Here is a 14,299-nt window from a genome sequence, read left to right on the forward strand (position 1 = left end):
CTTCTTATAAATAAAAAAGAGGCACTTAATAGGCCCCTTTTTTAAAGTTTATAGTTTTAAATTATTCACGAATAAATGCCAATAAGTCCGCATTAATCACTTCATGATTTACGGTTAACATACCGTGAGAAAAACCTGGGTAGATTTTGAGTTGGCTATTTTGAAGTAACTCAGCAGATTTCACACCAGACGTCTTATAAGGCACGATCTGGTCGTCGTCACCATGTAATACCAAAACAGGAATAGTGATTTTCTTTAAATCTTCGGTAAAGTCAGTTTGTGAGAATGCCACAATACCATCGTAATGTGCTTTTGCACTGCCTGTCATACCCTGACGCCACCAGTTAGCAATAATACCTTCAGATGGTTTCGCATCTGGTCGGTTAAAACCATAGAATGGGCCAGATGGAAGGTCTCGGAAAAATTGTGCACGGTTTGTGAGAACCTGATTTTGAAGGTCATCAAAAACTTCTTTTGGTAAACCTTCAGGATTATTTTCAGTTTTAACCATAAGTGGTGGTACTGCACTGACAAGAACAGCTTTCTTAACGTTTTCTTGACCATGACGTGCAATATAGTGAGCCACTTCACCACCACCTGTTGAATGGCCAATATGAATTGCATTTTTAATGTTCAGATGTTTAACCACTTCTGCAACATCATCTGCGTAATGGTCCATATCATGACCATCCCATACCTGACTCGAACGCCCATGTCCACGGCGGTCATGAGCAACTACACGAAAACCTTCTTTAAGGAAAAAAAGCAATTGTGTATCCCAATCATCTGAACTCAAAGGCCAACCATGATGAAAAAATAGAACTTGGGCATCACGTGGTCCCCAATCTTTATAAAAAATCTCTACACCGTCTTTTGTCGTTACGTATCCCATCTTTGTTCTCCTGCTAAAAAACTACTTATAGATTGGTTATAAAATTTGAATATTGATACTAAGCTTAAAGTTAACTTTAAGGTCAATTACTTTAATTGTATTTTTAAAATAAAATTTATATGAAAGCACGGCCTTAAACTCTTCTCATCTTTCCCCTTTTTTATTTCATTTAAATGTCAAAGCCTTTAGCCATCAAAATTAAAATCTTGACTTTAAAGTGAACTTTAAACTTATAGTTTCTGTAGTGGTTCTAAATTAACACGTCTTCATATGGACAGCATTAGATACTCGGTCAATTAATGTAAAGGTGAATTTTCATGGATATAAAACAACAATTTACTGAGGTTGAATTTGGACAACAAAAAATCAAAGTACCTAAAGGTGGTTATTATGACCGTTTTAGAATGAATCCCGATTTAGATGAAGTCGCTCAAGACCCTGCTGCTGGTAATATCGACTTTTTCCGTCATATTCCTAAAAAAATTGTGGAGTCCCGTGTAGGTCCTGTTTGGGCACCCAACTTTTATTATCGTAGCGCAAATGTGCAACTGCTGATGCTTGCACCTATTAAACAGATTAAAGCAAAACTTCCTGCTGACTTAACACCATTACAACCCTTCCCGGGTTATGGGTTGGTCGCTGTTACGTTCTTTACCTATTCGGTTTGTGACAATGACCCTTATAACGAAGTGTCGATTGCGATTGTGGTACGCAAGCCTAATGCGCATGGGCCACATATTGCAGAACTAATGAAATCGATGCGCCAACGTCATTTTTATGCACATGTTTTAGCGTTACCTGTCGATACAGAAATTGCCAGAGTGCGGGGTGTATATGGTTATCAATTACCGAAATGGCTAACTAAAATTGACGTGAACATTAACTCAAAAAGCGTTCAAGCCAATATTTTTGATCTTAATGGTAAGTTAGATTTAAGTTTAGAGACTGCTGTCCCCCCTTTAAAACATGTTGACTCTGAAACACATATTAATAAAGCAACCATGCTACATATTGTTGATGGCAAATGGCACCAGACAGAGGTTCAATCAAACATTCTTTCTTTCGCGCAAAAACTTTTTCCAAAGAAAGTACGACTTGTGAAAAACGAAGGCCCTTTAACAAAGCTATTAAATGAACTAGGTGCTTCAAAAATTTTGCGTTTAGATGTTATAGAAGATGCGCAAGTCGTCCTTAATTTGCCTACTCCGCTATAGATTTATTATTCGAAATACAAAAAGAGACCAACATATGGTCTCTTTTTATTTTTTAGATTGCTTCTCTAGTCATCTCACCATTCACCAGTCTTAAAATCTGCAATGGGTTGCTGTCTTTTAAGGCTTCTGGCAATAAACTTTGCGGATAGTTCTGGTAGCAAACAGGTCTTAAGTAACGGTCAATGGCCAAGGTTCCAACTGAGGTGCCTCTTGCATCTGAAGTGGCTGGGTATGGCCCGCCGTGTACCATCGCATCACAGACCTCAACACCCGTTGGGTAGCCATTTATAAGTAATCGACCGGCTTTTTCCTCTAAAACTGGCACTACATCTGCAAACTCGGTTAAGTCAGCTTCATCGGCAATTAAAGTCGCAGTCAGTTGACCATTCATGCTTTGTAGCGCCTGAATGAGTTGGGCTTTATCTTCAACTTCAATAATGACTGTGGTTGGCCCAAAGATTTCTTCCTGTAAAAGCTGGTCCCCCGCCAGTAAAAGCTCAACATCCGCTTTAAACAGTTGAGGCTGTGCCTGATTGCCTTGTTGAGTTTGACCTGCCAAATGCTTAATACCTTGATGCTGGGTTAAGTGCTCAAGACCAGCGGTATAACTTTTTAAGGTGCCGGCATTCAGCATAGTTTGTGCAGTCTTAGCGCCCATAATTTCAGTCAGGTTGCTAATGAGCTGGCTAAATTCGACCGATTTAATACCTAAAATTAAACCCGGATTGGTACAGAACTGACCACAGCCTAAAACCACTGAATCTGCCAAGTCCTGTGCAATTTTTTCACCACGGTTTTTTAAGGCTTCGGGCAGCATTAACATCGGGTTAATGCTGCTCATTTCAGCAAACACAGGAATCGGTTGTGGACGGGCTGCGGCCATGTCACATAAAGCTCGTCCGCCACGCAGTGAACCTGTAAAACCCACAGCCTGAATTAAAGGATGCTTCACTAAAGGTTCACCTACGCCATTACCATAAATCATGTTAAACACACCTTTTGGCATATTTGATTTTTCGACCGCACGCTCAATTGCCTGAGCTACAAAGTCTGCTGTCGCCATATGCCCACTATGGGCTTTTACTACCACCGAACAGCCAGCCGCTAGTGCCGAAGCAGTGTCACCGCCCGCAGTTGAGAATGCTAAAGGAAAGTTACTTGCCCCAAACACTGCAACAGGGCCTACACCGATTTTAATCTGGCGCAAGTCTGGTCGAGGTAAAGGCTGACGCTCAGGTAAAGCAGTATCAATACGGGCACCTAAAAAATCACCACGGCGCAACACTTTGGCAAATAAACGCATTTGTCCACTGGTACGGGCACGTTCACCTTGTAAGCGTGCAAGTGGCAAAGCGGTTTCCTGTGAGACAATTTCAAGAAAATCTGTACCCAATGCATCGAGTTCATCGGCAATATTTTCTAGAAAAACAGCACGCTGTTCAGGAGACGTATGGCGGTAAGTCTTAAACGCTTGACTGGCTGCTGCACAGGCCTGATTCACTTCCTGTTCGGTTGCATGGTGAAACTCATAAGGCAGAGCTTCACCAGTCGTAGCATGAATACTTTTTAATAAGGTTGTACCTTGTGCGCTACGTGAACCGCCAATAAAGTTGTGTCCAATGACCATTTTTATATTCCTTAGAGAGTAATAACTGAACCGATCGGTAACTCAGGTTGCATATGAGCAAGTTTATTTCTGAGTGGATGACCGAACTCTTTCATTTCTATTTCAAACTCATCATTAACTTGCGCTTGAATACCATCGGCAAAAGATAGAGTCGCTGTACCGAAATAATGGATATGAACATCGCCTGCTTTTAAGAATTGTTGATACTTAAAGTGGTGATATTCGAGATTTGCCAAGCTATGACACATATTGTCTTCACCTGACAAAAACTCTTTTTCCCAAATGATTTGTCCATCACGGCGCAAACGGCTGGTTCCGACTAAATGTTTTGGTAATTCGCCTGTCCGTAAAGCTGGACCAAAACTACAAAAACGTAATTTTGAATGGGCCAAATATAAATAATTACGACGCTCCATTACATGGTCAGAATATTCATTGCCCAGCGCAAACCCGATTCGGTAAGGCTTTAGGTCTTCTCCAATAACATAGAGGCCTGCGATTTCAGGTTCTTCGCCGCCGTCTTCAGCAAATGAAGGTAAAGGTAATTCAGCTCCCGGTCTTACCACAATTGAACCGTCGCCTTTATAAAACCATTCGGGTTGTGCACCGATCTGTCCTTCGGCTGGACGCCCCTTTTGTAGACCCCATTGAAATATTCGCATGGTGTCAGTCACCGAGCTGTCATCGCTTAAATTTTGTTGATGCATTTTGTCTCGTGCAGATGCAGAACCTAAATGGGTTAAACCTGTACCGGAAATTAAACAATGCGTTGGATCTGGATGGTCTAAAGGCGGCAGTACCTTTAAATCTGCTAATAAAGATGAATAATCATAAGTTTCGGACTCAAACCCTAACGCCTCAATTTGTTGTTCCAGTGAAACTTTATTGCGGATTGCTAAAAGTGCTAAATCACGAACCGATTGAATATCTTTAACCGGATATGCCATGTTGCCTTCTACTTTCGCGACGGCACGTTGATTTGCACGATTCTCAAATTGAATAATTTGCATGTTTTATTCCTTACAAAGGCTTTTGAATATTCACTGTTTGTGTTTTTTGGCGTTCGAGCTTGACATAGACGATGTAAGTCAGAATCAAGCCAAAAAGCATGACGATAGATAAGAAATACAAACCAGCAGCCATATTTCCCGTGTATTCTTTTAACAGTCCGATCCCAAATGGACCGACATAGCCACCTAAATTTCCAACAGAGTTAATTAAGGCAATACCAGCTGCTGCACTTGCACCCGTTAAGAAACGACCCGGTAGTGTCCAAAACACGGCAGTCGATGAAAATAGACAGAACGCAACTACAGCCAAAGCTGCCAACTGCATAACTGGAGAATTTAGCCAACCACTTAAAAACATTGCACAAGCACCTAGTGCATACAGAAAACTTAAGTGTCCATAACGATCGTTTAGGCGGTCAGTACTACGTGGAATAATGAGAAGTCCAATAATTCCAAAAATATAGGGAATGCTAGATAAGAACCCAATTTGAATATCACTACCTCCGCCAAATTGCTTAATAATGGTAGGAAGCCAGAGATTTAAACCATAAATACTTAAAGTTACCGGTAAATAGTAGAGTGCTAATAAAAGTACGCGTTTGTCTTTTAAGGCATGTAGTGGATTGGCATGTCGGGTTTGGTCATATTCAGCTTCATCTTTAACAAGTTCAGTTTTAAGCCATTGTTTTTGTTCAAGGCTTAACCACTTTACTTTATCAATGTTATCGGGCAGCCACAGAAATGTAGGTAAAGCCAATAAAACTGCAGGCAAGCCAACTGCAACAAACAACCATTGCCAGCCGTGCAAATTTGCAATGCCATCCATTCCAAGTAATAGACCCGCTAAAGGCCCTGCAATCATCATGGCAATCGGTTGTGAAAGCACAAACATTCCCATAATTTTTCCGCGATGCCGCACCGGATACCATTGCGTAATTAGGTATAAAACACCAGGGAAAAAACCCGCCTCTGCTACACCAAGTAAAAACCGTAAGAGATAAAAACTTTTAGGGCCTTGAATAAGCGCCATGGCCATGGTGATGAGGCCCCATGTTAATAAAATGCGGGTAAACCATTTACGAGCACCAAATTTGTCTAAAAGCAAATTACTTGGAACTTCAAAAAGAAAATATCCAATAAAAAATAAGCCAGCTCCTAGACCATAGGCAGCATCACCAATTCCTACATCGGCACCCATATGCAAATGGGCAAATCCGACAGCGGCCCGATCAATGTATGCCACCAGATATAGTATGACTAATGCAGGTATCAGCTTAAACGTGACCGTCCGTATTACATCCTTTTCGAAATCCATGTTCGACTCCATTTCCTATTATTTACTTATAGAGCATCTTGCTCGTAAATTATCCTTTCAATTCAAAATATAGTAATACTATTTAAATTTCAAACCTTTTAAAAATAAAATTTATGGTGTATTTTTAATTAAATTAATTATAATAGTAATACTATATAGGGAAATTTGTATGAATAACAAACAAGTTCTTCGTTCGGCTGCCTGGTTTGGTACAACGGATAAAAATGGCTTTATGTATCGTAGCTGGATGAAGAACCAAGGAATTCCAGATCATGAGTTTCAAGGCAAGCCCATTATTGGAATTTGTAATACGTGGTCTGAACTCACCCCATGTAATGCGCATTTCCGAAAAATTGCCGAACACGTAAAAAAAGGGATTTTAGAAGCGGGCGGCTACCCTGTTGAGTTTCCTGTATTTTCAAATGGTGAGTCGAATTTACGTCCTACCGCCATGTTTACCCGTAACTTAGCCAGTATGGATGTTGAAGAAGCGATTCGTGGTAACCCTATTGACGGTGTGGTTTTACTAACAGGTTGTGACAAAACCACCCCTGCATTATTAATGGGAGCTGCAAGTTGTGATATTCCTGCCATTGTAGTGACTGGTGGACCAATGCTGAATGGTAAGCACAAAGGTAAAGACATTGGTGCAGGTACTATCGTTTGGCAAATGCATGAAGAGTTAAAAGCAGGCAAAATTGATTTAAATGAATTTTTATCTGCCGAGTCTGGTATGTCTCGTTCGGCTGGTACATGTAACACCATGGGCACAGCCTCTACAATGGCGTGTATGGCTGAAGCACTAGGCACTTCTTTACCCCACAATGCGGCCATTCCAGCGGTAGATTCTCGCCGTTATGTGTTGGCTCATCTTTCTGGTATGCGTATTGTTGATATGGTTCATGAAGATTTACGCCTTTCTAAAATTTTAACAAAAGAAGCCTTTGAAAATGCCATTAAAGTTAATGCAGCTATTGGTGGTTCTACCAATGCAGTAATTCACCTAAAAGCAATTGCCGGACGCATTGGGGTTGATTTACAACTTGATGACTGGAACCGAGTTGGCCGTGGCATGCCAACCATTGTCGACTTACAGCCTTCAGGTCGTTTTTTAATGGAAGAGTTCTATTATAGCGGCGGCTTGCCAGCCGTGATTCGTCGCATGGGTGAAGCCAATCTCTTGCCAAATCCACAAGCTTTAACCGTAAACGGTCAAACCATTTGGGAAAACTGCCAGCAATCACCTATTTATAACGATGAAGTGATTCGGAAAATAGATAACCCAATTCGACAAGATGGCGGTATGTGTATTTTACGCGGTAATTTAGCGCCTAAAGGTGCAGTGCTTAAACCATCTGCTGCCACACCGGAGTTGATGAAACACCGTGGTCGTGCAGTCGTATTTGAAAACTTCGATGATTATAAAGCCCGCATTAATGACCCAGATCTAGATGTCGATGAAACTTGTATTCTTGTGATGAAAAATGCCGGCCCTAAAGGCTATCCGGGCATGGCCGAGGTAGGAAATATGGGGCTGCCACCAAAAATTTTAGCCAAAGGCATTACCGACATGGTCCGTATTTCCGACGCACGTATGAGTGGAACAGCTTATGGCACAGTAGTTTTGCATGTTGCCCCTGAAGCTATGGCTGGAGGGCCTTTGGCTGTAGTTCAAAATGGCGACTTTATTGAACTTGATGCCTATGCTGGAAAACTTCACCTAGAAGTGAGTGATGAAGAACTTCAGCAACGTCTTGAAAATTTAGCGCCTCCAGCTCCACCAAGTTTTATTGGCGGCTACCGTAAGCTCTATGTAGAACATGTTTTAAAAGCCGATGAAGGCTGTGATTTTGATTTCTTAGTCGGTTGCCGTGGCTCGGAAGTTCCACGTCATTCTCATTAATATTTATTCTTGAAAAAGATGATCTTGTTAAAACACAAGGTCATCTATACCATAGGATATTCAACATCTCGTAATAGTGAAATATGAGTAAAGCTGACTATAAAAATCCTATTCCAAGCAAAAGCCAACATGCATTAATCGTTCAACAATTGGGATTAAAAATCGTTTCCGGAGAAATCTCAGAAAATGAAAAACTCCCAAGTGAAGTTGATTTATGTGAAGAATATAAAGTCAGCCGCCCTGTCTTTCGCGAAGCCATCCGTGTTTTAAATGCTAAAGGTTTAACTTACTCAAGACCTAAAATCGGGACTGTGGTTAGGCCGAAAGAAGAATGGCATTTGCTCGATCCGGATGTACTGTTTTGGTTGATTCAAACAACCCCTGAGCACGAGTTTTTTAAAACCCTTTCTACTGTACGACGAGTTTTAGAACCAGAGCTTGCTTATATCGCGGCAAGTACAGCAAATGAAGAGGATATTGAGCGCATTAAACAAGCCTATGAAGGCATGGAAAAAGCGACAACAGTTGAAGAGTTTATAGAACCCGATATTCAGTTTCACTTAGCAATTGCTAAAGCAACGCATAATGATTTGTTGGCTTATATGTCAAAAATGTTGGTTTTACCTTTGCAGCAATCAATTCAAGTAACAAGCTTACGTCCAAATTTGCAAGGCCATTCGCTACCAAGACATAAAGCAATTTTGACAGCAATTGAAAATAAAGATCCGCTCTCTGCTCGCCATGCTTCACTCGTTCAGCTAGATGACACTAAGATGGCGTATGATTTAATTAAAAAATAATTTTGTATATGAAATTTTTAAAGCCTGATAACAAAAAGTGATCAGGCTTTTTATTTATAAATTAGAACACCTTTTTTACAGAGACTGTAAAAGTTGAATCAATTGGATTTGAAATAGGTGCGCCCGGCTCACCATTGCTATACTTTTTATAATAAGCATTTTTATCCCATGCCTTGGTATAGGCTAATCCTGTACTCCAACCATCACCTAAATCTTTAATTACTTCGGCTTTAACATCTTGAAAGTTCGACTCTGAAAAGTTTTTGATTCTTTCATAGCCATAGTGGGCACCAAAAGTCCAAGTTTCACTGATCGGCTGGTTAAAGTTAACATCTAAATAACTTGATCCTCTTGACCTTTTACCAGCAGGTCCACCCATGGTTTTAGAGTTATAACCAGCGTAATCTGGCGTGTAAGTCACAAAGTATTTGAGGCTTAAAGGACCATAGCCAATTTGAGGTACGATTTCACCATAGTTATAACTCGTATTTCCCGTTTCTGGTGTGCTTTTCGCGCCTGGATAGTAATAATAAAAAATAGACATACCAATCGAGAATTTATCGATTGTTTTTAAATAACCTGTATAAAAATCCCATTCAACTGAAGCATCTCGCAGATAGTTAGAGCTGACACTTGATGCCCAAGTTCCTACAAAAAAACCATTCGGGTTAGCATAATCCAGTCCACCTTGTAAGGCTGGTTTACCCCAAGTTTGTTGGAAACCACGTGAAATATATTGACTAGCAAAAGTCACATTCGCGCTATAAGGAGAAGTTTTTTCTTGTTCTTTTAATTGTTCCGCATGTACAACGCTAGTAGACATAATAAGTGAAGCTAAACCTAAAATTTTTCTCATTCAATAATTCCTTTTACATATTACCTATAGGTTTAAAGTTTTAAAATAACATGATAATTCAATTTAAAACGTATTAAAAAGTTATAAATTTAAATTTCTGGATACTTCTTCTTCGCTATAGATCTCTTCAATGCAATCTAAAATTTTAGGAATATAGGAACTTTGGTCCATATTGCGCATGGATAGAGAGATCGGACTATAGGCTTCTAAATCTAAAATATTTAAATAAGTTAGATTTTTCATACCAATATCACAGGCACTTTCCGGAATAATACAAATACCTTCTCCGGATGCCACTAAGCCAAGTGCCATATGAATTTCTCTTACTTCAGTCAGCTTGGCCGGAACAAGACCTAATTTGGTAAATAAAGCTTGAATAGTGGTCGAAAAATTTGGTTTAGGTGTAGTTGGATAAGAAAAAATTGTCTCATTGATAATTTGAGATAAATAAATTCCTGTCTCTTGGAAATCACTTAATGGGTGTTTTTTATGGATTGCGAGTTTTAACTTTTCTTTTCTAAGCAGAAGTCGCTTAATCGCTGGATCACTAATTGGTAATCGCCCAAATCCTAAATCGATTTTGCCAAGTTTTAATGCTTCTACCTGATCTCGTGTACCACACTCAATAAGCTCAACATGAATGTCAGGATTTTTTTGCCTAAATAGATAGATGACTTGTGGTAATCGCCCATAAAGAAGCGAACTCACATAACCCACTTTAACAACGTTCTCGACCAGCTTCATTTTTTTAGCCATCGAAGCAGCTTGAGCGGTGTGAGTCAAAATTTGCACCGCATGCTGGTAAAAAAACAGCCCTGCTTCCGTTACTTTTAATGGACGAGAGCCTTTTTCGAATAAATCGATCCCTAATTCTTCTTCTAGTTTTTTGATTTGGCGTGTTAAAGGTGGCTGAGCAATAAAAAGCTTTTCTGCGGCTTTCGTCAGACTCTGTTCTTCAACAACGGTAACAAAATAACGTAGATGTCTTAATTCCATTAATATACCTTTTTAGTATCTTAAAATACCGTTCTATATCTATTTTAGGCTATTACATTCTTCTATGGTATACAAACAAGTTCGTAATAGTTGAAACTTCATGTATAGAACCATAGAAACCATACTTGTGGATATTCCAACTATCCGTCCTCACCAGTTGTCTGTGACTACTATGCGTACCCAGACTTTGGTACTCGTTAAAATTACGACCACGGATGGTATTGTCGGTTGGGGTGAAGCCACCACCATTGGTGGGCTGAACTATGGTGAAGAAAGTCCTGAGAGTGTCAAAGCCAATATTGATACCTACTTTGCACCATTACTGACATCAGTTAAAGATTTAAATGTTGCACAAACACTAAAACTGATTCGTAAAAATATTAATGGTAACCGCTTTGCCAAGTGTGCCATTCAGACTGCCCTACTTGATATTCAGGCCAAACGTTTAGGCGTGCCATTAAGCGAAGTTTTAGGTGGACGTCTGCGTAATAGTTTACCTGTGCTTTGGACGCTTGCGTCTGGCAACACAGAAAAAGATATTGCTGAAGCTCGCAAAATGATTGAGCTAAAGCGCCACAACACGTTCAAACTTAAAATTGGTGCGCGTCCTTTACAGCAAGATGTTGACCATGTGATTGCGATTAAAAAAGCATTAGGTGCAGATATTAGTGTACGCGTTGACGTAAATCGTGCATGGTCAGAGCTGGAATGTATTCAAGGTATTCAACAGCTTCAAGATGGCGGGATTGATTTAATTGAACAGCCTTGTGCTATTCAGAACACTGAAGCACTTGCGCGTTTAACACAGCGTTTTGATGTCGCAATTATGGCAGATGAAGCTTTAACTGGTCCTGACAGCGCATATCGTATTGCAAAAAGTCATGGTGCAGATGTATTTGCGGTGAAGATTGAACAATCTGGTGGTCTGATCGAAGCGTGTGAAGTTGCCAAGGTTGCAGGTTTGGCTGGAATTGATCTTTATGGCGGCACTATGCTTGAAGGCCCTGTAGGTAGCATGGCTTCTGCTCATGCGTTTGCAACCTTTGAAACATTAGCGTTTGGTACTGAATTATTTGGTCCGTTATTGCTTACCGAAGAAATTCTGAAAGAACCGCTACGTTACGAAAACTTTGAATTGCACTTGCCAACGGCTCCCGGCTTAGGCATTGAAATTGATGAAGATAAAGTCGAGAAGTTACGTCGTTAAGGCAACAGGATAAGGAGTTTCCCATGTTATTTCATGTACGTATGGATGTGCATATTCCACTTGATATGCCAGCCGACAAAGCAAATGAAATTAAGGCCGTTGAAAAAGCCTATTCGCAAGATTTACAACGTCAAGGTAAATGGCGTCACATCTGGCGAATTACAGGCCAGTACTCAAACATCAGTATTTTTGATGTCGAGAGCAATGAAGAATTGCACAATATTTTACAGGGTTTACCTCTCTATCCTTACATGAACATTGAAGTGATGGCACTTAATCGCCACCCTTCTTCTGTTCGTGATGATGATTCGTAAACCAAAAGAATTTTTTAAATGTGATCTCTGAAGTCCATTTAAAAACCAAGCAGATTATTCAGAAGGTAACAAGGAACGTGGCGGCACTTATTCGCTAGCAAAAGAAAATGCCCGCAGCGCTGCCACCCAAAACCGTATTGCATACTTAAGGAGTTTTAGTATGAACCGTCAACAAATTGATGCGCTTGTAAAACAAATGAATGTCGACACTGCAAAAGGCGAAGTTGATGCACGTGTTCAACAAATTGTAGTGCGCCTTCTTGGGGATTTATTTCAAGCCATTGAAGATTTAGATATTCAACCTTCAGAAGTATGGAAAGGTTTGGAATATTTCACAGATGCTGGTCAAGCAAACGAACTTGGTCTTTTGGCAGCTGGCTTAGGTTTAGAGCACTATCTTGATTTACGTGCAGATGAAGCAGATGCAAAAGCTGGCGTTACGGGTGGCACACCACGTACTATCGAAGGCCCACTTTATGTAGCTGGCGCGCCTGAATCTGTTGGTTTTGCTCGTATGGATGATGGTACAGAATCTGGCAAAATCGATACCTTAATTATTGAAGGTAAAGTAACTGACACGGATGGCAATATTATTGAAAATGCTAAAGTTGAAGTATGGCATGCCAACAGTTTAGGTAACTATTCATTCTTTGATAAGTCTCAATCTGACTTTAACTTACGCCGTACCATTTTCACTGATGCAGATGGTAAATATGTAGCGTTAACCACTATGCCAGTTGGTTATGGATGCCCTCCTGAAGGTACAACACAGGCTCTTCTTAACAAATTAGGCCGTCATGGTAACCGTCCATCTCACGTTCACTACTTCGTTTCTGCACCGGGTTACCGCAAGCTAACTACTCAATTCAACATTGAAGGTGATGAGTACTTATGGGATGACTTTGCTTTCGCTACTCGTGACGGTTTAGTGGCAACAGCAGTAGATGTAACAGACCCTGCTGAAATTCAACGCCGTGGTTTAGATCACTCTTTCAAACACATCACATTTAACATTGAATTGGTTAAAGAAGCTGCTGCTGCTCCTTCAACTGAAGTTGAACGTCGTCGCGCTAGTGCTTAATTGAAAGTGTATGTGAGTTAAAAGTTCGCTTTTGACTCACAAAATTTACTCCATTTATTACTACCATTAAGAATTTGAATAAATTTTTAGCGGTAGTAATACATCACGTTACCTCATGCTCTAAGGTTTCTCACATGATTGACAAAAGTAAGTCCTCACTAAGCGAGGTTTTATCGCAGATTAAAGATGGTGCAACCATACTGATTGGTGGTTTTGGTACCGCAGGACAACCCGCTGAACTCATTGACGGTCTGATTGAACTCGGTGTTAAAGGCTTAACCATTGTGAGCAACAATGCCGGTAATGGTGACTATGGTCTCGCTAAACTGCTTAAGGCTGGTTCAGTTAAAAAAGTGATTTGTTCTTTCCCACGTCAGTCGGATTCTTATGTATTTGATGAACTGTACCGTGCCGGAAAGGTTGAACTTGAACTGGTACCGCAAGGCAATCTGGCATGCCGTATTCAGGCAGCAGGTATGGGGTTAGGTGCTGTGTTTACCCCAACTGGCTTTGGAACACTTTTGGCCGAAGGTAAAGAAACCCGTCATATTGATGGTAAAGACTACGTGCTTGAGTATCCGATCAAGGCTGACTTTGCCTTGATCAAAGCCTACAAGGGCGACCGCTGGGGCAATCTGGTTTACCGTAAATCTGCACGTAACTTTGGCCCGATCATGGCCATGGCTGCTGATGTCACCATTGCCCAGGTTTCTGAAGTGGTTGAGCTGGGGGGATTAGACCCTGAACACATCATCACCCCAGGCATTTTTGTACAGCATGTTGTACAAGTACAGCCCGCACAGTAAGCAATAAGGAGAAATAACATGAGCTACCAGAAACTCAGCCGTGACCAGATTGCACAACGTGTGGCACAAGATATTCCCGATGGCGCCTATGTAAACTTGGGCATTGGCTTACCGACTAAAATTGCCAGCTACTTACCTAACGATAAAGATATTTTCCTTCATTCTGAAAATGGCCTATTGGCATTTGGCCCACCACCAGCTGTAGGTGAAGAAGACCCTGAACTGATTAATGCGGGTAAAGAGTTTGTGACCATGCTAGAAGGCGGCAGCTTTTTCCA

General features: G+C 40.7%; 14 protein-coding genes. 8 read left to right on the forward strand and 6 right to left on the reverse strand.

The window, feature by feature from the left end; all coding sequences use genetic code 11:
- Positions 1 to 61 precede the first annotated feature (61 nt).
- Entirely contained in the window at positions 62 to 892 is an 831-nt protein-coding gene (locus J576_RS13960) for an alpha/beta fold hydrolase (protein WP_000542615.1), read from the reverse strand.
- Positions 893 to 1,209: 317 nt separating this feature from the next.
- On the opposite strand from J576_RS13960, the gene J576_RS13965 reads away from it, so the two are divergent.
- Positions 1,210 to 2,106: a hypothetical protein gene (locus tag J576_RS13965; RefSeq protein ID WP_002050866.1), complete on the forward strand. Its 897-nt coding sequence runs from the start codon at positions 1,210 to 1,212 to the stop codon at positions 2,104 to 2,106.
- 52 nt (positions 2,107 to 2,158) lie between these two features.
- Here the strand turns inward: J576_RS13965 and J576_RS13970 are convergent, their stop codons facing one another.
- From J576_RS13970 to abaQ, 3 genes are read right to left on the reverse strand one after another with little or no spacing between them, the layout of a single operon-like run.
- Entirely contained in the window at positions 2,159 to 3,733 is a 1,575-nt protein-coding gene (locus tag J576_RS13970; protein WP_002050814.1) for an aldehyde dehydrogenase (NADP(+)), read from the reverse strand.
- Positions 3,734 to 3,744: 11 nt separating this feature from the next.
- Positions 3,745 to 4,743, reverse strand: coding sequence for an AraD1 family protein (gene araD1, locus J576_RS13975; protein WP_002050821.1), 999 nt, complete (start codon positions 4,741 to 4,743; stop codon positions 3,745 to 3,747).
- Between the two features lie 10 nt (positions 4,744 to 4,753).
- Positions 4,754 to 6,058 carry a multidrug efflux MFS transporter AbaQ gene (gene abaQ / locus J576_RS13980; RefSeq protein WP_025467875.1) on the reverse strand — a complete coding sequence of 435 codons (1,305 nt, stop codon included), beginning with the start codon at positions 6,056 to 6,058 and terminating at the stop codon, positions 4,754 to 4,756.
- A 169-nt stretch (positions 6,059 to 6,227) separates the two neighbouring features.
- On the opposite strand from abaQ, the gene J576_RS13985 reads away from it, so the two are divergent.
- Both J576_RS13985 and J576_RS13990 read left to right on the forward strand, forming a co-directional pair.
- A complete protein-coding gene (locus J576_RS13985; protein WP_033855640.1) occupies positions 6,228 to 7,961 on the forward strand; it encodes an IlvD/Edd family dehydratase in 1,734 nt (577 codons plus the stop codon).
- A gap of 83 nt (positions 7,962 to 8,044) precedes the next feature.
- Positions 8,045 to 8,761: a FadR/GntR family transcriptional regulator gene (locus tag J576_RS13990; protein WP_000029961.1), complete on the forward strand. Its 717-nt coding sequence runs from the start codon at positions 8,045 to 8,047 to the stop codon at positions 8,759 to 8,761.
- Positions 8,762 to 8,822: 61 nt separating this feature from the next.
- Here the strand turns inward: J576_RS13990 and J576_RS13995 are convergent, their stop codons facing one another.
- Both J576_RS13995 and J576_RS14000 read right to left on the reverse strand, forming a co-directional pair.
- Positions 8,823 to 9,617 (reverse strand): TorF family putative porin, encoded by a 795-nt coding sequence (locus J576_RS13995; protein ID WP_002050879.1) that lies wholly within the window; start codon positions 9,615 to 9,617, stop codon positions 8,823 to 8,825.
- Positions 9,618 to 9,698: 81 nt separating this feature from the next.
- Complete coding sequence (locus J576_RS14000) at positions 9,699 to 10,613, reverse strand: LysR family transcriptional regulator (RefSeq protein ID WP_002050855.1); 915 nt, start codon at positions 10,611 to 10,613, stop codon at positions 9,699 to 9,701.
- 100 nt (positions 10,614 to 10,713) lie between these two features.
- On the opposite strand from J576_RS14000, the gene J576_RS14005 reads away from it, so the two are divergent.
- The 5 genes from J576_RS14005 to J576_RS14025 form a co-directional block, all read left to right on the forward strand.
- Positions 10,714 to 11,820 (forward strand): muconate/chloromuconate family cycloisomerase, encoded by a 1,107-nt coding sequence (locus J576_RS14005; protein ID WP_025467874.1) that lies wholly within the window; start codon positions 10,714 to 10,716, stop codon positions 11,818 to 11,820.
- A 23-nt stretch (positions 11,821 to 11,843) separates the two neighbouring features.
- The gene (catC, locus tag J576_RS14010) at positions 11,844 to 12,134 is read left to right on the forward strand and encodes a muconolactone Delta-isomerase (RefSeq protein WP_000897236.1); all 291 of its coding nucleotides are present in this window, start codon (positions 11,844 to 11,846) and stop codon (positions 12,132 to 12,134) included.
- Between the two features lie 160 nt (positions 12,135 to 12,294).
- Positions 12,295 to 13,215 (forward strand): catechol 1,2-dioxygenase, encoded by a 921-nt coding sequence (gene catA, locus J576_RS14015; RefSeq protein ID WP_002050835.1) that lies wholly within the window; start codon positions 12,295 to 12,297, stop codon positions 13,213 to 13,215.
- Between the two features lie 134 nt (positions 13,216 to 13,349).
- Entirely contained in the window at positions 13,350 to 14,021 is a 672-nt protein-coding gene (locus J576_RS14020) for a 3-oxoacid CoA-transferase subunit A (RefSeq protein WP_033855641.1), read from the forward strand.
- An 18-nt stretch (positions 14,022 to 14,039) separates the two neighbouring features.
- On the forward strand, positions 14,040 to 14,299 hold a 260-nt coding region (locus J576_RS14025), incomplete at its 3' end, for a CoA-transferase (RefSeq protein ID WP_033855642.1).

Source organism: Acinetobacter sp. 766875 (assembly GCF_000582055.1).
In the GTDB taxonomy this organism is placed as follows: Bacteria; Pseudomonadota; Gammaproteobacteria; order Pseudomonadales; family Moraxellaceae; genus Acinetobacter; species Acinetobacter nosocomialis.